Raw genomic sequence first — 20,843 nt, 5'->3', positions numbered from 1 at the left:
CTGCCTCTTAAAACAGGTCAATTTGGCGTCAAGTAATACGGACCGAAAGCCGAAAGATTTCTTATGAAGTCTTCATTTTCCTTTCTGATTTTTGCAGCTCTTTTTGCTTCAGCTTATCCGGCATCAGCCCAAGTGGGTCTGGAGGGTTTTTCTTCAGGACGCTATGAGGTTCGCAAGGCCAACAAGCGCAGTCCGGCATCTGAAGCAGAAGCGACTCCGGTGATCACAGATTCCGAGGGTGTCGCTGTCAGAACACTGAAGACCAGCGAGCTTGAGGCCGAGAAAAAAGCCGAAGCTGAAAAGAAGGAAAAGGAACTGGCTGCGAAGAAAGAAGCTGAAGTCAAAGCTGCGGCCGAAGCTCAGGCAGCAGCGGCGACTCCAGTCGTGCCCGCAGCCGCTCCGAAAGTGACGGGTGCAGAAACCTCGCCTGAAGTCGAGGAACCCACCATCAGTGAGCAGGCAGAAAGCCTTTTCTCTGATAAAGCCTCCAAAATTTTTGATTTCTATCGCGAGCAAATCCACGAAGATGACATCCGCAACAACCGTCTGGAGCTGGACGTGATGCCCGTGGTGGCATACAACGATTCGCAGTCCAATTATACGTTCCGGGATTATCAGAGTTTCTTTAATGCTCTAAAGATTCGCACGAACGTTTGGTTTACGCCGTTGATTGGTGTGAGCGGACAGATTTTGTTCTCGTTTGCGGCGGATGTGGACTCTATCGATGCAGATCAGTCCCGCGTTTCGGCAAAGTATGAGTTTGTTGATCTGGGTCTGAACTTCCGTAAATTCTTCGGCGTTTCCCGTAAATCCAATTCATTGGAATTTTCGTTGTTGTTCAGTGATAACAAGATGACGGTTCCCAGTGATAACACCTCCCGTGCTCGTCTGAAAACACAAGGGCTGGGTGTGGGGTTGAAAGCGCGGATTCCTGTGTCGGCGAACTATGCCTGGACACTGGGGGGAAGCTTCTTCCCGCGTCTGCAACACTCTGAAGGTGCGACGGGTGCCAATATCCAATCCGGTGCAGGCGAAGAAAGTGTGCGCATTGGCCTTGATGTAGGTGGGGAATGGAAATTCACCCGCGAAAGCCAGATGATCTGGAGCCTGGGTGCTTCGACTGAAAGAAACGTCTTTGACGGTCCCGCCAGTTTGCCAGACCCTGGTACAGGTTTGACTCCGAACAATGTCAGCGTGACCAATTCGCTTTATATGTTCTCACTGGGCTATCGTTGGGGTCACTAAAATCCACTCACAAAAAAGCCTGCTAAATTCTATACTGGCGGTATGAAGATTCGTTTTGCTGTAATTGATGATGCCGCCTTCTTGCGTGAACTTATCAAAAATATTGTGACCTCGGAAGGGGGCCTGTGCGTCGGCGAAGCTGCCAACGGGGACGAGGCGGTAGAGCTGGTTTCAGCCACACTGCCCGATCTGGTATTTTTGGATATGGTCATGCCGCTTCGTAACGGCATCGAAACAGCAAAGATTCTGAAAGAGCTTCATCCAGATATCAAAATCATCGGCTGCTCCACAATCGATCAGGAAGCTCTGGTGCAGAAAGCCTTCGAGGCGGGCTTTGATGCCTATCTGCCAAAACCATTCAGCAAAGAACAGCTTTTAAAAGAAATCACAAAAGTATTACCGCATCTGGGAGAATCGACTCATGGAAGAACTTAAATTTGTATTGAAGTGCTTTGCTGCGACAGCCTTGCTGATTGTTTTGATGCAGGTGAAAGTGGGCGGCGATTCGATTGAATCTCATTCTTTCCGCTGGTTGCAGAAATCCACGGTGTCTCAGTATATTCAAAGTGCGGCCGCTGGTGGTGCCATGGCGATCAGAAATCTGGGTCGTTCCTTGGGTGATGGCGTGGCCAGCACGGTGGACGGATTCCAGGAAGGCGCTCACGAAAAAGCGATTCGCTAGTTCACCCTGCCCTTTTTTAAAAAAGGGGAAGGGAGAGCGACTGTAAGGGGGGATAGTCACTCTCCCTAGGGGGCATATTCAATTCAAGCCAAAGCGCGTGGATTAGTTCCAGCCTTTGCTTGTTTTCTCTTTGGAAGTCTTCGTCGAAGTGTCTTTAGCAACCTTCGCTTTGAACTCCTGCTTGAACGCTGTCGAGGAATGACGACCGCTTCCGCTGTTGTTTTTGCAAGAAACACCCGTGTTTGCCATTGCCACAGAGGCGATCAAAGACATAGCAATAGTGGCTTGTACGATTTTCTTCATAAAACTCTCCTTCTTTCTTACACACTTAAAAACATCATTAAGAACTCAATGAGGTCTATTGCATCGCGTGTGCCAGAGTTTTCGTCTCAGGGTGAGACAATTCGGAGGGTTTCAGGGCAAAAAGAAAGGGCTTTGGATGTCCAAAGCCCTTTTGTGTAAGGCGAGTGTCAGGTTTCTAGACAGATGGGATTACTGTCTTCCGGTGCCGGATTTCTCAGATCCACCGGGCGTCGCGCTGGAGCCTTTGATTTCTCTGGAAACAGTGTCGTCATGGCGACGGGAGCCTTTGCCCGTGGTGGCGCCGGTACGGTAGGCGATACACTCACGGCAGTCACCCAAAGCCGATGTCGTCGCCTCAAAAGGAGACGATCTGAAGGCTTCATTCGGGTCTTCGCCAGGGTTTACCGGGCGGTTGGCATTTTCGTCAGCAGAGGCCGTTCCCGCAAAGGAGAAGCCCAGGGTCAGCAAGATGGAAAGAACCAAGAGTCTTTTCATATAATCACCTTCTCCTTAGAGGTAAAGTTCCGCAGTTGCGGGAGCAATGATATCCAAGAGGTTATTAAATGTGCTGGCTACCTGCATAGCTACAGATGGCCCCTCTTTGCTGTCCACTTTGCTGATTTCACCATTTGGTTTATAGCTTACCACAATTGTGCCCAAACCGGGACGGGTAACTACAGATGGCTTCCCATAGCGTTCCTCGTACTCGATTTTAACCACTTTCTTGGCCTGATCTGTAATGGTCGCAATACGGCCGCGGTTATCATATGTCATATTGATCTTCTGGCCATCGCTGTTCTGGGCATAGGCAAGGTTTCCTTTGCCATCGTATTTGAACTGAGCGGCTTTAACGGCCACCTTGGCACCTTTTTCATTGAAGTAAGTGCTGTTCACAGAGCTGACCTTTTTAACCTTCGGATCGTACTCAAATGCCATCTTCATGTTTGGTGCGGCTTTCACCTTCACCAGGCCATCTGGATAGTATTCGTAAGAGATACGGTCGGCATTGCGACGGATGGAAACGGGTTTGCCAAAGACCTCATGGTAAGTGATGTCTGTGACGTTGCCGTTTACGGTCGTCATCACACGCTGCAGGTAATATTGACCGTCCGCGCGCTGTTGGTGCCAGAATTCATATTTATTATCCGCCATCACTTCTTTGCCGCAGGTCTTTTTCACTGTGGACCAGTAGTGATTTTTTGGATCTGTCGGAGAGTCTTCGTACTTGTAGGTCTCGATACACTTATCGCGGTCTGCAAACGCCAGAACCCAGTCTTTTTGTTTGTCGTATTTCAAGGCGACAAACGTTTTATCCGGCCAGGTCGCCTTGGTCAGATTGTGAAGTTCATCGTATTCGTAAGTGTATGTTTTCAACCAGGCATTCTTTACGGAAGCCAGGTCATCCAGATTGGCGAACTTGTATTCCGCCATCAGACCGTTGGGACCGGTGATGGTTTTTACTTTTTTGTTCTGGAAGTATTTGAAAGTCAGACGACGACCATTGTTGTCCTGGAGCGTGGAGATCACGTCCTTGTCATAGTCGAATTTCAGGAAGTTGTTGTTCTTGTCATAGATATGAGTCAGTTTTCCCTGCGGGCTGAAGCGCTGGGAACTGCCATCAGGAAGATTTCTGGTGTAATAGGTTTTGTTGAAAATGAAGTGCTCAACTTCACGGCCGTTGGCGTAGAATTTGGTGCCTTCTTTTACCGGAACCGTGATTCCGTACTGACGGGCATATTCCGCACGCAGGCTGTCGTCTTCAAGTAACTGTGTCTTCAGCGTGTTGATCGCCGCCTCTGTCAGGCCGACTTTCTTTTCCGCTTTCATCTTGTTCACGATCTGGGCGATAGAGCTGTCGACATCCTTGCGGGTGATTTCACGAGGAGAGAAGGTCACTTCAAGACCACCACCGCATTCTTTCACCTTGATGTTGCCTTCGGCAGTGACTTCCATCGCGGTTTCAAAATCAGAACACCAGCCGAAGCCAAACATACCGTTGAAAAGAGAACGGCTGTTATAGGTGCGCACGATTTTCAGATCATACCCGCTGCCTGGAACATCCATATCAATCCAGGTGTTGGAGTAGTTGGCATTTTTCATATCCACAAGCGCGAACGCCTGGGCAGAAAAAAGAAAGGCGAACGCCAAGAGTGCTTTCTTCATTATCGATACCTCTTCCTTGAAACTGACAAACTACACTTTAATGGTAACAAGCTTTTTAATAAGCACGCCACCGATTATTTGCAGACCCAGCATCGCTGCCAGTAACACTAGACCTAGGGTTGTGTTAAACATAGGTTTGATGAACGCCGGATCGATCACCAGGAACACGGCCATCAAGATAAACGGAATCAGAGTGACGATTATCCCTTGCATCATCCCCTGAGCGGTCAAAGCCTGAATTTTTTTCTCTACTTTTTGTCGTTCGCGCACGACCAGTACGATGGTCTGGAAAGTTTCTGCCAGATTACCACCGGTCTCTTTTAAGATGTTGATGGAGGTCACAAACATCTGCACATCCGGGCGCGGGATGCGGTTGCCAAGGTCATTCAGTGCGCTTTCAAAGCTGTCACCGACTTGCATCTGATACAAAACTTGCGCAAATTCCTGGCTCATAGGATTTCCCATGATCTCCACCACACGTTTCATCGATTCCTGCGGATTGGATCCGGCCTTGATACCGTTGGCCATGATCGTCAGACCATCGACCATCTGATCCACAAACTTGGTACAGCGCTGTTCATAGATCATGCGCACCAAAAGCAGTGGCAACTGCCAGCCGGCCACGGTGATGGAAGCACCAAAGAATGCACCCATCAAAACACTTGGCCAGAAGATCAGGAAGACCAGGGCACCCAAACCGAAGCTCATCAGCAGGATGATCAGGGTGACTTTCTTTTCGTCGACGTCCATTCCCATCACCCGAAGAATCTTGATCACCTCGTCGCGCTGGCCAAGGCTGCGCTTGTGCAGCCACGCAATCGCCTTGTCAGCCCAAAGGATGACGATGACGAAAACGCAGATGCCAAACAGAGGGATCATAACCCATTCGTTAAACAGGAAACTCATGACTTACCCCGATTTTTTCACTGGAGCCACGCCTGGCATTTTCGGGGCCATCGCAGCTGGGATTGGTGGTTTCGCAGGAGCGGCCGCTGCCGGTGTGCCTGCATTCGGGTCATTGGCAAAGATCTCACGCGGGATCACCACACCCTTGTCGCTCAGTTTCTGGATAAAGCTTGGGATGGTACCAGTTGCCTGGAAGACACCCTGGATCTTTCTGTTTTTGTCGTAACCGGTTTCTTTGAATCTGAAGATTTCAGCCAAAGTCACCACGTCCCCTTGCATGCCCGCCACTTCGGTGATGCTCAGGATCTTACGGCTTCCGTCGGACAGACGGGAAATCTGCACAATCAGATTCACGGCACCGGCGATCTGTTCACGGATCGCACGCATTGGCAGGTCCATACCGGACATCATACAAAGTGTTTCCAGACGGGCCACACATTCACGCGGAGAGTTGGCGTGAGTCGTGGTCATGGAACCATCGTGACCCGTGTTCATGGCCTGCAACATGTCAAGGGCGGCGCCGTCACGGCACTCACCGACGATGATGCGGTCAGGACGCATACGCAGGGCATTCTTGATCAGGTCACGGATGTGAATGGCGTTAGAACCTTCCATCGAAGCCGGGCGGGTTTCCAGGCGCACGACGTGCTCCTGTTGCAGCTGCAGCTCGGCCGCATCCTCGACCGTGATGACACGTTCGTTGGACGGGATGAAGGAAGACAGCATGTTCAGCAGGGACGTTTTACCTGAACCGGTACCACCAGAGATCACCACGTTCAGACCGTTTTCCACGCAGATGCGCAGGAAGTCGATCATGTTCTTGGTGATACTTCCGTAACCGATATACTTTTCAGCGGTGATACCACCTTTTTTAAATTTACGAATGGTCAGTGCCGGTCCGTCAATGGCCAAAGGCTCAATCACGGCGTTCACACGCGAACCGTCCTTCAAACGCGCATCCACGTACGGAGTCGAGTCATTGATCTGACGACCCAGTGGTGTCACGATACGCTCGATAATTCGGCGCAAGTGATCGTTGGAGGTGAAGGTCACAGGGCTGAGCTGAACCTTACCACTTTTCTCGACGAAGACCCGTTTATTACCGTTAACCATGATCTCGGTGACATCCGGATCGGCCAGAAGATCTTCCAAAGGCCCCAGTCCCAGTGCTTCTTCCAAAACCTCTTTGATCAGTTTGGAGCGCTCTTCACGCGCGACATCCGGGGCCTCGCGGTCCACGATCAGGGTGATTTCGCGTTTGGTTTTTTCGCGAACTTCTTTTTCTTTGTTTTCATCCTGCTTGCCGTCGACCAGAAGCTTTTTCAGATCCACGGTGCGGATCAGTTCGTTATGGATGCGGATTTTCAGCAGGGTGCGGGCATCCATTCCTTGAGTGTTGACGGTGCCACCCGCATCGCCAGAGGCTGCGGCTGCCGGAGCCGGCTTCGGACGCGCCACGGTTTTCAGGCGCTGCAAAATACCGCCGGTCAGTTTACGGGCGACATCATAGTACGCCGCTGTGACCGGTGCTTTGGGCGCCGAGATCACAAAAGGGGTGTACTTTTGCAGGGACATCATGGAAGTGGCTTCATCCTGAGGAATAATTCCCAGGAAAGGAAGTTGCAATTGATTTGAAATCGTTTGCGGAGAAAGACCCGTTGGAGAAGCTTTGTTGATCACTAACTGGAACATGTCTTTCGGGAATGTGGCCGACAAAAGCTCATTCACCAGACGCTGAGTCTGCGTCACCACCAGAACTTCCGGAGTCGTCACGATCATGATGGCGGTGGCTTCCTGAAGCACAGCCATTTGTGCTGGGCCCAGATCGGTACCCACGTCGACGATAATGAATTTATAAGCGCGAGAGAAAAACTCCAGCAGTTTTCCCAAAAGATCCGGATTGATGTTCAGGCTTTCTTCCGGGCCACGAACTGCACCCAGGTAAGCCAAACCTGACTGGTGCATGGTCACAAGAGTGTTCATTGGCTGGGAGTTCAAAGATCCCTGGAAGCTTGCAAGTTCTTTCAGTGTCTTTTGGGGTTTCAGACCCATGATCACGTTCTGATCGCCGACGCTCTTGGCATCGGCATCGATCAGAAGAACCTGGCTGCGGAGTTCGTTCATGATGGTGCAGGCGAAATTGGCTGCGAAGACGGATTTTCCAACGCCGCCTTTACCGCCAACCACTGCGATGAGATTACAATTAGGATTGATAGCCAAACAGACCTCCAGCTTTCCTATCGGCTGAAACAGGAGGTCCGTTTACGAGACCCTAGTCGCGTAAACGGAACTTCTTCTTAATTTGCTCAGCCCCGGAGCTGGCGGAAGTCTTAACTATCGGTGTAACAAAGACCACGAACTGGCTTTGTTGCTTGATGAAGTCTTTGGATGCATACAGGCTGATGATCGGGTTCTTCTGACCTGCCGGACGATTGTACCCGGTCGAGGTCGAGTTACGAATCAAACCACCCACAGCCGCACTTTGACGGTCGCGCACCGTCACGGTGGAGGTCATTTCATTCGCACTGGTGATTGGCGCACCGCTTGGAGTGTTCCCCAGAAGGCTGGACACCTTAAAGGCCATTTCCATGTGCACACTGCCGGATTTTTCACCCAGCAAAACAGGGGTGATCGCCGTCACGATACCGACCTCGGCAAAGGCAGTTCCTTGGGTGCCGTCTTTACCGATGACCGGATAAGGCTGATTGGTCACCTGTTTGATTTCACCTTTTTTACCGTCTTCCACGATCAGGCTGGTGCTTTCAAGTACGCGGGCATGGCCGTGTTGTTTTGCCCAGTTCAGTTTAGGCAAAAGATTGGAAACAGTTCCGGTGATCGAGCTGATCACACCACCCGGAGAATCGCCACCGGTCTGGAAGGTCATCTGCGAGTTGTCACCCAGTTCCGGAGTGAACTGGAACTTGAAGGCCTTGGAATAGTCCTTGTTCAGTTCCACATAGTGCACCACCAACTGGATCATTTTGCTTGGTGGTTTCGCCGGAGCTTCCTTGATCTGGATCAGGTTGATCACACCATCATTCGCCGGGCGGCGTTTTTTGATCACACCTTTTTCCTCGGCGGCCTCGATCACGATATCGGGCAGATAGGTTTTGGCGATGATCTCGGCACGTTTGGCTTCCTCATCAGAATTGGCCCAGCCCTGCAGAATGATCTTTTCATTCACGGCACGCACTTCGATTTCCGGATTGTTGATGTCGCGGGCAATGAACTCTGCGATTTTCTTTTGTGCCAGCGGGCTCAAGGTAACAAGCGAAGACGCCTGTTCACCGAACTGCTGAACAACGTTATAGATACGCGCCAGATCTTTTGGCAAAAGGATCTGACCGTCGACAACCACGCGGTTGTTCACGATCTTGATGTTAATACCCTCGATGTCACCCAGAAGGGCGCGCATCTCGCGTACAACCTTGTCCAGTTTGCTTTTCTTGACGTCAATGCGGAATTCCGCAACGATCTTTCCGTTTCGTTTGTCGTGAATGGTCAGGGTCGCAAAACCTTCACCTTTCGGCGTGAAACGAATCACATTCAGATCTTTGGCATACGCCGCAGTCACGATTCGGCGGAAGTCACCTTTGAATTCAATGCTGTCCGGAAGCGGGGGAAGCTTCTCGTCCTGCTCAATGCCGAGGGTGAGATTGATGAATTTGCGAGAACGATATACGCCCTCTTCACCTTCTGTGGATGATGTCGGCGAGGCTTCCAGTTCTTCCTGGGCCCAGGCCACATTTCCACTGATCATAAACAGACTGAGCAGTCCGGTGATCAGAAATTTACGTCTCATATATCCCCCTTCAATTCCCCTAAATCAGACCCAATTACAAAGTTTGAAACCCGTTGGCGCGTGGTCTTTGTGCTGGCGGAGGTGCTGCCCTCTGTTGTTGAACCGGTGGTACGTAAGGTCGTGGCGGCATCGCGATTGCCGGTGCTGCCGGAGCGTCCATAGAAACCATCGGTTTTCCCAATACACTGTCAGAAGTCGAACTTGGCATGCGCGGCGGAATTGTTCTGTCGCTTGGATTTCTCAAAGCCATAAACAAGTTCCCCGGAGCCGTGGAAAGAATATAGAACAGATCCTGCGCCTCTTTCGGCGTCGCTTCGACCGTGATTGTGGTGTACTTGGTGTCACCAGTCAGGGCGATCTGGGTCAGGTTCTTTCCGGTTGAATCCAGTTCAAACATGCGTGGAATGTTATTCACAACACTCACACCCGTTGCCAGAACGACCACGTCGTTCATCATGGTGAAGACTTCACGGCGCTGGTTCACACCTTTGCCGGAATCCACCGCGGCGTAAATATCAATACGGTCCCCAGGGCGGATCAGTTTCGCAACCCCGCGCACTTCATCCACGGGAATGGTGACAGCACGTTTGCTGGGCGCAACCTGCAGGGAAATCCCTGTGTCCGGGCCCGGAGTCAAAAGGTTGTTCTTCACGACCATCTGGCCTTTTCTGATTGGCACGGCCGCCACGTTACCGATGATTTCGTCTGGAATCGTGATGGCATCAGGCTGGATGAAATCCGCCGGAAGCTCTTTGGTTTCAACCATCGTGTCGTAGATGGTCTGCATTTCGGCGATGTCTTCCTTGGCTACGACCACACGCTTAGTGGAACCGAAGCGTTTGTCGTACTCGGCCTTTTTTTCCTGGGAATAGCTGTACAGCAGGAAGGTCGCAAAGACACCTGCTGCAATCGAAAGCCATAAATTTCTAGTTTCGTTTGATCCCATAATGTCCCACTCTCTTAGCTTCCGGTGCCTGCGCACTCGGAGTTAAGGCAAATTCCATACGTCGTTTTAATCCAGATCGGATTCACCGAAAGAGTTTCGTTTCTTCCGCCGGGAAGAGAACGGGTTCTTTCGTGTTCCGGTTTTGTTCCCGCAATTTCAGCGGCTTCACGCTGCAAAGCCATGAAGTCAATGCGGCGGGAACTTGCCACCCAGTCATTGGCACCTTCTTTGGTGTTTTCAGACAGGGTTCCATGCACACGCATGCCGACCTTATCGTACGTCAGGGCCACGTCCGCATTCGGAGTGGAACGGAAGTAAGTCAGATTGGCGCGGTTGCGGAAAGTTTCAAAAGCATAGTTCCGGGACGCAATTGAATTGAGAATCCCGGTGTGAATGGCGCCGAAGAACCCCAAAGAGAAGTTCACCAGCAGCACGATCACAATAATAATAGGGACGAGCTCTAACACAGCCATCCCTTTTTCATTATTAATGGAGGATTTGCGTTTTTGCTTTTTCAGCATCCGTTATCCTCCGACGGAACATAGCCTGCGGTGTCGCGGGCCATTTCCTTAAAGCGTTGATCCAGATTCAAAACCGCTTCATAGCGGCGCTTGATCTGAAGTTCGTAACATTCTTTCTGAGTCGGCTCACGAATCAGGAAGGCGGTCACCTTGGCACTGAATCCTGCATCGTCCTCGTTGGTCGGCCCCAGGAAGGCGACTTTCAGGCTGAGCAGTTTGGCTGTAAAATCAAAGCGCACGCCCACTTGCGGGACGCGCTCTTCGGTGTAGCGATAGTCGCTGTCAAAGGTGCGACCGGATTCACCACCACCACGAACATCAATCTGCGGGGACAGGACGAACCATCCGCCGTCAGGCTTGTTGAATAAAGGCTTAAGTTCACGGTTGTTGATCAGGGAAAGGTATTTGTCTTTGGCCATCTGTTCCTGCTTGTCCTGATCGATGTGCCCGGCTGCGTGGGCACGGGAAGCAGAAAACGCGATGTACTGGGCCACTTCGGCCATGGACAGAGTGAAGTTCAGAGCGAAGAAGACAATACAAAGCCCCGCCGCAATGACGATGGCAAAAATGAACTCTGCGGAAATCATTCCGCGTTCATTTTGTATTGTACTGGAGAAGCTCTTCGTTCTGCTCATTCTCTCCTTTTAAGGTTCTGCGGTCAGAGACCGGCGAACCTGGTTGGGATGCTTGGCCCTGGCGCTTTCCGGGGTGTCCCAGACGCCGGACTCAATCATTCCGGAAACTTTCTGCCAGGGGCTTGAGATCAGTTTCGCAAGATACTTGTTCTCGCGCAGCTGACCGGTTGCCCAGATCAGAGCTCCCACCATGAAAGTCATCAGCAGGACGGACTCGACAAGGAATTGGCCTTTGTTGTTGTTAACATGCCTTTTCATCTTGTTTCTCCGTCCCAGCCAATGTGATTTCCATCAATGGGTTTGAAACCTGCTCCTGTCGTGAGTTGCTGTTCAATGCGTGCACCCAGCCGCGGGCCTGATGTTTTAAAGGCCTCGGCCGGAGCAGTCATGAACGCCTTCAGGATAAAGAAGAAGGTCGCAAATAGTAAAAGCACATACTCTACGGTCATTGGGTCCCCCTTTTATTCCCAGCTTGATAGCGGAAATCGTCAGGAGAAACTAGTTACCGCTGAAGCCTGTGATATCACTAGCCAATGAACCGACTTTTTCTTCCATTGCGCTTTTGATTTTGTCTTTGAAGATAACCACCAAAGCGACTACAACCACCAGCAACAGGATGTATTCTGTCGCACCTTGGCCGCGTTCATTCTTCAATAGCTTCTTGGAAAAGTTCTTAAACTTCTTCATGGATGTTCCTCCTTAGAGACAATATCGGATAATTTTGGGATTCTCTTTAGAGGACGGATTACAGAAACTGAACAACGCGCACGTCTCATTTTGGGAAAATAAAAAGGGAGGTCCCTGGACCTCCCTGGCGTAAAGAACTTAGACGATTTCGCTCTATTTGCACTCTGCTTTGTCGGCGAAAGTCTTGCCAAGATCCTTGCCATCAAATTTGACAGTCACGGATTTTTCCGTCAGCGTGCCCTTACGGATGATTTTGGAGGATTTCTCGCCCCATTTCAGGCAGGCTTCCTCGCTGTCCAGTTTTTTGGATTCATCAGTCGGATTTTTACCGTTGTAAGGTTTCAACGCCTCAGTTTCCTTTCCGGCACAGGCCTTACGGCTGGTTGTGATCGTGCAATCACCGGCGTGGGCTGCAACAGATCCAAAAACAATCAAAGCGGCGATCAATGTGGATTTCTTCATGGATAACTCCTTAAATGGCGGACTCGATTTCTTCGTGCCCGTGTTTGGTTTCATTTTCTTTGTTTTTATTTTCTTTATGTCCGACCAGAATGTGAAGTTCACACATCATTTTGTGTAATTCTTCAGACTGGGTCTGCATGTCTTCCGTGGAGCCCGTGACGGCACCCATGGATGAAGCCACGCCTTGCAGGCTTTGATCGATCTGGGTCAGGGCTTTGTTCACCTGCTCAATGCCCTGGGACTGTTCATGGGACCCTTGGGCCACTGTTTGAATCAGCTCGGACACCGTGCGGGTGTTTTGCACAATGGCTTTTAAAGCCGTGTCGCTGTCTGCAGCCAGGCTGACGCCCTGCTTGGATTTTTCGGAAGCCTCGTGAATCAGAACACTGATTTCTTTGGCAGCCCCGGCGCTCTTTTGCGCCAGTGCCCGAACCGCGTCGGCCACAACGGCAAACCCTTTTCCTTGTTCCCCGGCACGCGCAGCCTCCACCGCCGCATTCAGCGCCAGCAGGTTCGTCTGAAAGGCGATGTCGTCAATCATCGTCAGGATCTCTTCAATCTTTTTCGAATTGTTGGAAATCTCGCTGATCACCTGTACCAGACGTTCCAGTTTTTTCTGTCCTTCATCCACTGTACGCTGGCCTTCAACGGAGATATTCGCCGCCTGATTGGAGTTCAGCGAGTTCTGGCGAACTGTGGCGGTCAGCTCTTCCATGGATGCAACGATTTCCTCCAATGAGGCTGCCGTGGACGTGGAGCTTGAAGAGATCTGATCGCTGGAAGACACCAGTTCCGTCGCCCGGTTGCGGATGGTGGAGGAGCTTTCATCCAGGCCGCCAGCAACCATGTTTAAGGACCTTTGAACTTTGCGGATGTTCCAGAAGCTGACAAAAAGCCCCAGTAAAAGGCTGACACCCACAACGGAGGAAAGAACGTAGATGGTCAGTTTGAAGTTCTTGGCGACGTTTTCAGCATTGCTTACGCCGGCCATGTAGCTGTCATCGGTAAGTTTCTTCAGGGAATCATAGGCTTTGGTGTACTGGGTGTTGGAAGTCCCTTGCAGGATCTCTTCAGCGAGTTTTTCGTTTTCCTGATCAACGGCGCCTTTGAACTTTTCGCTTTCTTCCTGATAGGCCTCCCAGCCCGCCAGGAACTCTTCATAGGTTTTGCGAAGATCATCGGTGGTCAGCAAAGGATCCAGAACCTTCGAGTAAATCGTGATATTTCCAAGCAGGCTGTCCATTTCATCCAGAATCTGTTTGCGTTCGTCAGTGCTCTGGGTCGCCAGCAGGTTGAATTCCAGCTTGCGATAGTTGGCCAGATTGATGTTCAGATCCGCGGCTTTACTGACCGCCGGAAGCCAGACTTCGCCGATTTCCCCGGTGACCTTGTTCTGAAAGCGAAGGCGGTCCAAGGAAAGCAGATTGGTGATCAGGGCGATCGCCATCAACAGTCCGGTCACCATCAGAAAGCGGCCTTTGAGTGAAAGTTGGTTCATAAAAGGAATCCTCCGGCCAGATTCTTCGGAGTCCTTAAATGCCAATCCGAGTCTGGCTGGACCTTTTTGGGCGATCTACAACCTGAATACGAGGTGGTATTAATTCTGATATAAGTGAGTTTTGTTTAGAAAATTGGACCTAGGTTGGGGTCCTGTGTTGACGAAGGTCCTAAGACTCTCTAGATTGGGGCTTAGGAGACTTCTCAGCATGCCTAAGCACCTTGTTTTTCTCTATGCTTTTTGTGTGGTCATTCTATTCGTCGTGAACGTCGTCGTTTCCTAACGACGTCCGCGTGATTAGTTTTTCAGCGCGTAAATATCCGGATAATTTCTTCCGAGCTCTTCGGAATCCATTCCGTATCCAACAACATAACGGTCTTCAATAGTCTTTCCGATGTAATCAGCTTTGATTGGCAGTTCACGGCGTGCCGGTTTATCCAGCAGGGTCACGATTTTCAAAGATGCCGGAGCAGACGCAAACAGACGGCTTCTTAGGAAGCTCAAAGTTCTGCCGGTGTCGATGATTTCTTCAACCACGATCACGTGTTTGCCTGCGATGTTCACGGAGATGTCTTTTACAATCTTGATTGCGCCACCGCGCTCAACCGCCTGCACGTGAACGAAATCCACCTGCTGAGGCAGGTCCACTTTACGCATCAAATCCGCAGTGAAGTGGATGGAGCCGCGCAAAGGACAGATGAACACCACTTCCTTTCCTTCGTAATCAGCTTCAATTTGGGAAGCCAGAGTCTCGACAAGTTCTTTGATCTCGTCGCTTGTCAGGAAGGGAACCATTTGATCTTTGAGTTGTGCCATGTTGTGTGCCTCTTACAAGTCGATGGAAGTGATGCCAGCAGCCTGCGCCATTTTCAGATAGCGCAAAGCCTCGGGATGTTGCGGATCCCGAATAAGGATATTCTCCCATTGTTCAGTGGCTTCAGCAATATTGTTTGAGTTGTAGTAAATCGCCCCAAGCTTCAGTCGAGCTGGAATAAGGTGTGGGTATTCGCGAATCAGGGACTTCAGATCCTTGATCGCACGCTCAGTCTGGCCCAGTTGCACATGAACTTCGGCAATGCGCATGGTGATTTCCGCTTTTCTGCTGGAAAGTTTTTGTGCCTTCAGCAGTTGTTCCAAAGCTTCATTGTAGCGCTTGTACTGATAATACAGGTCCGCCAGTTCCTCGTGTTTGGAGGCGATTTTTTCGTCTACAAACGGGTCCTGCTTGCCGGATTTTTTCTCTAGCTGGGATTGAGCATCCAGGAACACCTGTTTGCCTTCATCGTATTTACCCAGATCATTCAAAATGATGGATAAACCCACGCTGGCGTCGGTGTAGGTCGGATCAATTTCCAGAGCACGACGGAAGGTTTTGATCGCCTTGCTGAACTGGCCTTTGTCGTAAAAGATCGTCGCCAGCATCTGATAAACTTCCGGGTTGCGGGTGTTTTGCAGAAGCATCTGGTTCAGAATCGGTTCGGCCATCTTGTAGTTCCCGTTGATGAAGTATCCACGGGCTTCAGAGAGCATATCGTCATGAAGAGCGTTCATTACTCAAGCTCCTTTTCAGCGTCTTTCAGTTCGCGGCTGCCAGGGAAGTCACGGGCCAAAACGGCTTCGTACTTTTTTGCTTTCGCGGTGTCGCCGATTTTCTGTGCCGAGATGGTGGCACGGGAAAGGGCTTTGGCATCAAAGCCAAGGCCGCGATAATTATTGTAAAGACCTTCATAGCGGCCCAGAGCACTGTCGAAGATTTTACGTTTGAAGTAGAAATCCGCGATGTATTCCTCTTTTTCCGCCAGCATGCGAATCGCAGCGGTGCGCTTTTCTTTGGCTTCGGTCACGAACTCAGAGTTCGGATATTTCTTAATCAAATCAGAAAGATTCAAGATCGTGTCATTGGCCAGAGTTAGATCGCGGTCAATGGTGGAAGGAAGCTGGTTGTAATAGCTCATGCCGATGCGGAACTGAACATAGTCCGAGTTCGGCACGGTCGGGTGAAGCTCTTTGAACATCTGGTAAGAGACTTGGGCTTCGGCGTAGGATTCCTGTTTGTAGTAAACATCCGCGATTGCAAGTTCGGCTTTGGTGGCGAAGTTGCTGTACGGGAATTTGTTTTTTACTTCGGTGTAGCGACGAATGGCTTCTTCATAGCGCTCAGATTTGTCGTACTCTTCCGCAATGGCGAAAGCCCCTTCCGGCGTATTGGAGTTCTTTTCAGTGGAGGCACAGGAAACCAGAGTTCCCAGGGCCGCGAGAATGACTATGACTCGGAGCGTTTTCAACATAGAGGTAAATCATATTTTGACCAAGGTCCAGCTGTCAACGCGTCAAAAGCAGTGAGGATTTTTTAATCCAGCCGGTAAGAGAGCCTGGGTATGTCACCTGCACCCAATCGCCTTGAGTGGTGTGGGCGACAACCTCCATTCCGCCGAATAAATCGAGGATGGAGACCTGGTTTTCACCTGGGGCGGTTTGCAACGCGACTTTCTCTTCGATGATGGTTCCGCGAGTCACCGACAGGTCATAGATTTTCAACCCCAGAAGCCCTGTAAATATAACAAAGCCCAGGGTCAAAATGACGGCTACGGTCGGGAATCTTGGCAGCGCGGTTTCTTCAGTCAGGGCGCGGCGTCTAGCGCCCGCATAGCCTAAAAGCAGCCATCCCGCGACAAAGAAAAGCAGAGTGGAAAGAATGAGATACGCCGTCAAGGGAACGGGTTGCAGCAGATTCTTTCGAAGGGTTTCGTAAGTTTCAATCTGGTGCGGAACTTCCTTCACCTGCATCTGTGACAGCACAAACTTTAGTCCAGCCACTGCTGTGGAAAGTTCCGGTTCTGAATCCAAAGCTTTGCGCAGAAGGCCAACTGCCAGGGGCTTGTTTCCAAGCTGAAACTCACTCAACGCAAGATTGGTAAGAACCGTCGCGTTGTGCGGATCGTTCTGCAGGGCTTTAGAGAAGCTTTCCTTCGCTTTTGCATAGTCTTTGGCGACATAAAACTGAGTTCCCTGCTTAAAAAGATCTGCAGAGGTCTCTGCTTGCGCCGCGCCTAGAGAGGGCAAAATCAGAAAAAGAAAGAACACAGAGAGCAATTTCAAGTTCGACATAGCTCTCAAAGTTTACAGATAAAAGTCTCTTGATGTCTAGGGCGTGGCTTGTCTTAGTCCTGACCCAGGAGTAAACTAGACGGGCATTTCAAAAAACAATGGGTCCTGCTTAGATTAGGCCCCGCGAAAGGTATTATGAGTTCTCTTGTAGGTCATCAGATACAGCAATCCGATAAAATCAAATCCATGGTTCAGGATCTTGTTGGCGAAGTTGGAAAACTAAACGCACAGATCACTGGCATTCGCGCTCCGATGGATGAATTTAAAGATTCTGGAAAACAAAAGATTGATCTTGCCGGTCAGTTCCGTGGTCGTCCTTTGCACTATCCGTACATGGGTACGGGCGCGGGTCGCGGTCCTTACGTGGAGCTTGAAGACGGCAGCGTGAAATTGGATTTGATCAACGGTATCGGTATTCACCTGATGGGCCACTCTCACCCACGCGTGATCGCTGCTGCGGTTCGTGGTTCTTTGGCGGACATTCTGACTCAAGGCAACCTTCAGCCAAACAACGAATATCGTCTGTTCACTGAAAAAATGGTGAAACTTGCCAGTAAAAAAAGCCGCATGAAATATGCATGGATCGCCACTTGCGGTACCATGGCCAATGAAAATGCGCTGAAACTTTCCCGTCAGAAAAATTCTCCGGCTCGTTTTGTGATGGGCTTCAAGGATGCCTTTGCAGGTCGTTCCACAATGATGGCGGAAGTGACGGACAATCCGGCTTACAAACAGGGTTTGCCTGAATATCACGAAGTTCTGCGCGTTCCATTCTTTGACAAGCGCGATCCAAAATCCGGCGAAAAAGCTTTGAACGTGATGAAAGAGCACGTGGCAAAACATGAAGGCAACATTTCTGTCTTTGGTTTTGAACCGATGCTGGGTGAAGGCGGTTACCAGGCGGCTCCGCGTGAATTCTTCATCCCACTTCTGGATTTCTGTAAATCCAAGAACATCGCGATCTGGGCGGACGAGGTTCAGACCTTCACACGCACGGGTGAATACTTTGCTTATGAAACTTTGGATATTGGTCAGTACATCGACATCTGCACGATCGCAAAAACAGCCCAAGTGGGTGCGACTCTTTACACGGAAGAATACAATCCAAAACCAGGTCTGATCGCCGGCACGTTCTCGGGCTCCACGCCGTCTTTGACTGCGGGCATGGAAATGCTGGACATGCTGGGTGAAGGCTTCCTGGGTCCTCAGGGTCGTATCAATCAAATTCACAGACGCTTCATCGACGGCATCAACCGTTTGAATGAAACTTCCTGCAAAGGTATCGCGCAGGATGCGGGCGGCATGGGTCTGATGATTGCGTTCACTCCGCATGACGGAAAAAAAGAAAGCGTGAATGCCTTCCTGAACAAACTGTTCCAAAACGGCGTGATTGCTTTCCCTTGCGGGAAAGATCCGGTTCGTGCCCGTTTCCTGGTGCCGGCGATCATTGAAGACGCTGACATCGACATCGCTTTGAAAGCGATTGAAAAAACTTTGCTTGAAGGAGTCTAGTTGGACTTCATCGAGGCCTGCCGACAACTGATTGCTATCGACAGCTCACCCACTCACGGCAATAAAGAATTGTCCAAGTGGGTGGCGGCCTTCTGCCGTCAGCGTGGACTGCACGTTGAAGAGCAAGAGGAGGTTGTCGGGGACCTTGAGCAGGCCAATGTGATTGCCCGCCCGGTGGCAGAGCGCCCGGAAGCCGAGTTCCTGCTGCAAACGCACCTGGACACGGTGGATCCGGGACCGTTTTCACTTTGGACGGATACGGGCAGCAATCCGTTTGATGCGCACATCATCGACGGAAAAATCCACGGCCTGGGGGCTGCGGATGTGAAGCTGGATTTCCTGTGCAAGCTGGAGGCGCTGGCGTCTTTCGGAACCCATCGTGCGTGGCGCTTGCCGCCGGTGCTGGTTGGAACTTTCGGTGAAGAATCCGGCATGCAAGGGGCGCTGAAGCTGATTCGCAAAAACAAGATTTCTGCGAAGATGGCGATGATCGGGGAGCCCAGCGATTTGCGTGTGATTAATGCGGCAAAAGGTTTTGCCAGTGTTGAGATTCACGTGCCGTTCTCGGATGAAGAGATGCGCTATCGTGAAGAGCACAACCTGCGCGAAAGTACGTCGACTCAGTCCAAGATTTTCCGTGGCAAAGCGGCGCACTCTTCAACCCCGCATTTGGGGGAAAGTGCGATTGCCAAGATGTTTGAATATCTCATGATGCTGCCGGATTCGGTGAACGTCATGGAGATGGACGGCGGGATCAACTTTAACACTGTTCCCAGCCACGCGTTTCTGGAAATCGATATGGTGACTCAGATCGCAGAACCGATTTCGCGCAAGATTGCGAATATCTATCGCGCGGTGAAGGCTCTGGAGCTGGAGTTTTTGGATCACAAGGACGATGATTTTTATCCGACCACGCCGACATTGAATATTGGGCTTATCCGCACCAATGAAGGCGACATTCAGATTTCCGGTTCATGCCGGATCCCTCCGGTGATCACGCATGAAATCTATGAAGGCTGGATGGACCGTCTGCGCCAGGTGTGCGAAGCCAATGGTGCCACGTTCCGTGTGAATGATTATAAAAAACCCTTCCGAACCGAAGTGACTTCGATTCTGGCAAAGGGGTGTCTGGATGAATTGCGGGCGATGGGACTTGATGACAAGCCGATCACCCAGGCTTCCACCAATGAAGCCAGCATCTTCACCCGTGTGGGCATTGAATGTGTTTGTTTCGGTCCCGGAAAGAGGGAAGGAAATGTGCACACTCCTCAGGAGCATGTCTCTATTGAGGATCTGCACAAAGCTATTGAGTTTTATAAAAGGATCATCGAAAGGTTTTGTTTATGAGTTTCATAATACGTCCGGTACATCACGATGATTTGAATCAACTGGTGGACCTCGCCAAGCAGTTCAATCTTTTGAACCTGCCGGGTGATAAGAAAGTGATCGGTGAAAAGATCGATCGCAGTGAACAGTCGTTTGCAGGCAAGCTTTCCAAAACCCAGTCCGAATATCTTTTCGTTCTGGAAGACGTCGAAGAAAAGTACGTCGTGGGAAGTTCCCTGGTACTGGCCAAACACGGCAACGATGAAGTTCCCCACAGTTATTTCAAAATTTTCAAACGCGACCATTTTTCCCAGGACTTGGGAGTGGGCTTTATTCATCAAGTTTTGCGCTTTCAGCTGGATTTTGACGGTCCAACAGAAATCGGAGGACTTCTTGTTGATAAGTCTTACAGACGTCGTCCGGAAAAACTGGGAAAGCAAATCAGTCTTTCCCGTTTCCTGTACATGGGTCTTTACCCGGAACGCTTTGAAGACCGTGTGCTGTGTGAACTGACGCCGCCACTGACAGATGAAGGCCGCAGTGAATTCTGGGAGGCCCTGGGCCGCCGATTCACCGGTCTTCCTTATCAGGAAGCGGATCTTCTTTCTCAATCCCACAAAGAGTTTATCGAAAGTCTGTTCCCGCAGGATGATATTTATCTTTGCCTGCTGGACGCCAAAGCACGTCTGGTTTTGGGCCGTGTGGGTGAAGCCACGAAGCCTGCCCAGCATCTTTTGGAAAGCATCGGCTTTAGTTATCTGGATGAGGTCGATCCTTTCGATGGCGGTCCTCACTATGGCGCAAACGTGTCCCAGATTCTGCCCATCACGCAAGGTCGTCGTCTGCGGGTGACCGAATTCAAGGATGCTGCTTATAAAGAGCAGGGCCTTGTTGCGACAACGGGTGAGGAGTTTAAAGCCTCCCTGGCTTCAGCAGATGTGCGCGGCAATGATGTGGCGCTGGCGCCAAAAGTGCGTCAGCTTCTGGGCATTGAAGTCGGCGAAGAAATTTATATGTCTCCATTTAATTACAATAGAGGAAAATAAG

General features: G+C 50.6%; 24 protein-coding genes. 6 read left to right on the top strand and 18 right to left on the bottom strand.

Annotation, left to right across the window (positions count from 1 at the left end):
* Positions 1–63 precede the first annotated feature (63 nt).
* From B9G79_RS17755 to B9G79_RS17745, 3 genes are read left to right on the top strand one after another with little or no spacing between them, the layout of a single operon-like run.
* Complete coding sequence (locus B9G79_RS17755; protein WP_088566673.1) at positions 64–1,245, top strand: hypothetical protein; 1,182 nt, start codon at positions 64–66, stop codon at positions 1,243–1,245.
* Between the two features lie 42 nt (positions 1,246–1,287).
* On the top strand, positions 1,288–1,680 hold the full coding sequence (locus B9G79_RS17750) for a response regulator (protein ID WP_011162721.1): 393 nt from the start codon (positions 1,288–1,290) through the stop codon (positions 1,678–1,680).
* Positions 1,667–1,927 (top strand): hypothetical protein, encoded by a 261-nt coding sequence (locus B9G79_RS17745; RefSeq protein ID WP_088566672.1) that lies wholly within the window; start codon positions 1,667–1,669, stop codon positions 1,925–1,927. The genes B9G79_RS17750 and B9G79_RS17745 overlap by 14 nt, the downstream gene beginning before the upstream one ends.
* 102 nt (positions 1,928–2,029) lie before the next feature.
* Here the strand turns inward: B9G79_RS17745 and B9G79_RS17740 are convergent, their stop codons facing one another.
* The 18 genes from B9G79_RS17740 to B9G79_RS17655 all read right to left on the bottom strand — a co-directional run bounded on the left by B9G79_RS17740 (position 2,030) and on the right by B9G79_RS17655 (position 16,958).
* Positions 2,030–2,230, bottom strand: coding sequence for a hypothetical protein (locus B9G79_RS17740; RefSeq protein ID WP_088566671.1), 201 nt, complete (start codon positions 2,228–2,230; stop codon positions 2,030–2,032).
* A gap of 189 nt (positions 2,231–2,419) precedes the next feature.
* Positions 2,420–2,725 (bottom strand): hit locus, encoded by a 306-nt coding sequence (locus B9G79_RS17735; RefSeq protein WP_088566670.1) that lies wholly within the window; start codon positions 2,723–2,725, stop codon positions 2,420–2,422.
* Positions 2,726–2,740: 15 nt separating this feature from the next.
* A complete protein-coding gene (locus B9G79_RS17730; protein ID WP_088566669.1) occupies positions 2,741–4,393 on the bottom strand; it encodes a DUF6531 domain-containing protein in 1,653 nt (550 codons plus the stop codon).
* 30 nt (positions 4,394–4,423) lie between these two features.
* Entirely contained in the window at positions 4,424–5,299 is an 876-nt protein-coding gene (locus B9G79_RS17725) for a type II secretion system F family protein (protein WP_011162725.1), read from the bottom strand.
* A gap of 3 nt (positions 5,300–5,302) precedes the next feature.
* Complete coding sequence (locus B9G79_RS17720) at positions 5,303–7,519, bottom strand: ATPase, T2SS/T4P/T4SS family (protein WP_088566668.1); 2,217 nt, start codon at positions 7,517–7,519, stop codon at positions 5,303–5,305.
* Between the two features lie 52 nt (positions 7,520–7,571).
* Positions 7,572–9,101 carry a BON domain-containing protein gene (locus B9G79_RS17715; protein ID WP_088566667.1) on the bottom strand — a complete coding sequence of 510 codons (1,530 nt, stop codon included), beginning with the start codon at positions 9,099–9,101 and terminating at the stop codon, positions 7,572–7,574.
* Between the two features lie 34 nt (positions 9,102–9,135).
* Positions 9,136–10,047: a Flp pilus assembly protein CpaB gene (gene cpaB / locus B9G79_RS17710; RefSeq protein WP_015089307.1), complete on the bottom strand. Its 912-nt coding sequence runs from the start codon at positions 10,045–10,047 to the stop codon at positions 9,136–9,138.
* 14 nt (positions 10,048–10,061) lie between these two features.
* Complete coding sequence (locus B9G79_RS17705; protein ID WP_088566666.1) at positions 10,062–10,568, bottom strand: hypothetical protein; 507 nt, start codon at positions 10,566–10,568, stop codon at positions 10,062–10,064.
* Complete coding sequence (locus B9G79_RS17700; protein ID WP_088566665.1) at positions 10,562–11,203, bottom strand: hypothetical protein; 642 nt, start codon at positions 11,201–11,203, stop codon at positions 10,562–10,564. The genes B9G79_RS17705 and B9G79_RS17700 overlap by 7 nt, the downstream gene beginning before the upstream one ends.
* Before the next feature lie 9 nt (positions 11,204–11,212).
* Entirely contained in the window at positions 11,213–11,461 is a 249-nt protein-coding gene (locus B9G79_RS17695) for a hypothetical protein (RefSeq protein ID WP_011162731.1), read from the bottom strand.
* A complete protein-coding gene (locus B9G79_RS17690; protein WP_011162732.1) occupies positions 11,458–11,652 on the bottom strand; it encodes a hypothetical protein in 195 nt (64 codons plus the stop codon). The genes B9G79_RS17695 and B9G79_RS17690 overlap by 4 nt, the downstream gene beginning before the upstream one ends.
* A gap of 49 nt (positions 11,653–11,701) precedes the next feature.
* Entirely contained in the window at positions 11,702–11,890 is a 189-nt protein-coding gene (locus B9G79_RS17685) for a Flp1 family type IVb pilin (protein ID WP_088566664.1), read from the bottom strand.
* A gap of 153 nt (positions 11,891–12,043) precedes the next feature.
* Complete coding sequence (locus B9G79_RS17680) at positions 12,044–12,352, bottom strand: hypothetical protein (RefSeq protein ID WP_088566663.1); 309 nt, start codon at positions 12,350–12,352, stop codon at positions 12,044–12,046.
* 10 nt (positions 12,353–12,362) lie between these two features.
* Positions 12,363–13,850 (bottom strand): HAMP domain-containing methyl-accepting chemotaxis protein, encoded by a 1,488-nt coding sequence (locus tag B9G79_RS17675; protein WP_088566662.1) that lies wholly within the window; start codon positions 13,848–13,850, stop codon positions 12,363–12,365.
* Positions 13,851–14,147: 297 nt separating this feature from the next.
* Positions 14,148–14,666, bottom strand: coding sequence for a hypoxanthine phosphoribosyltransferase (gene hpt / locus B9G79_RS17670; protein ID WP_088566661.1), 519 nt, complete (start codon positions 14,664–14,666; stop codon positions 14,148–14,150).
* A gap of 12 nt (positions 14,667–14,678) precedes the next feature.
* On the bottom strand, positions 14,679–15,401 hold the full coding sequence (locus B9G79_RS17665) for a tetratricopeptide repeat protein (protein ID WP_088566660.1): 723 nt from the start codon (positions 15,399–15,401) through the stop codon (positions 14,679–14,681).
* Entirely contained in the window at positions 15,401–16,138 is a 738-nt protein-coding gene (locus B9G79_RS17660; RefSeq protein WP_088566659.1) for an outer membrane protein assembly factor BamD, read from the bottom strand. The genes B9G79_RS17665 and B9G79_RS17660 overlap by 1 nt, the downstream gene beginning before the upstream one ends.
* Positions 16,139–16,172: 34 nt before the next feature.
* A complete protein-coding gene (locus B9G79_RS17655) occupies positions 16,173–16,958 on the bottom strand; it encodes an SH3-like domain-containing protein (protein WP_232468889.1) in 786 nt (261 codons plus the stop codon).
* A 135-nt stretch (positions 16,959–17,093) separates the two neighbouring features.
* Here B9G79_RS17655 and B9G79_RS17650 point away from each other — a divergent pair, with 135 nt between their 5' ends.
* From B9G79_RS17650 to B9G79_RS17640, 3 genes are read left to right on the top strand one after another with little or no spacing between them, the layout of a single operon-like run.
* A complete protein-coding gene (locus tag B9G79_RS17650) occupies positions 17,094–18,470 on the top strand; it encodes an aminotransferase class III-fold pyridoxal phosphate-dependent enzyme (protein WP_088566657.1) in 1,377 nt (458 codons plus the stop codon).
* Positions 18,471–19,817, top strand: a complete 1,347-nt coding sequence (locus B9G79_RS17645) for a M20/M25/M40 family metallo-hydrolase (protein WP_088566656.1) — start codon at positions 18,471–18,473, stop codon at positions 19,815–19,817. It begins immediately after the preceding gene.
* Complete coding sequence (locus B9G79_RS17640; protein WP_088566655.1) at positions 19,814–20,842, top strand: arginine N-succinyltransferase; 1,029 nt, start codon at positions 19,814–19,816, stop codon at positions 20,840–20,842. Before B9G79_RS17645 ends, B9G79_RS17640 begins: the two co-directional genes overlap by 4 nt.
* The last annotated feature ends 1 nt before the right edge of the window (position 20,843 follow it).

Origin of the sequence: Bdellovibrio bacteriovorus (assembly GCF_002208115.1) — a bacterium.
Classification (GTDB): domain Bacteria; phylum Bdellovibrionota; class Bdellovibrionia; order Bdellovibrionales; family Bdellovibrionaceae; genus Bdellovibrio; species Bdellovibrio bacteriovorus_C.
Note: the sequence above shows the minus strand (reverse complement) of the source record. Positions and strands in the feature narration are given on the sequence as shown.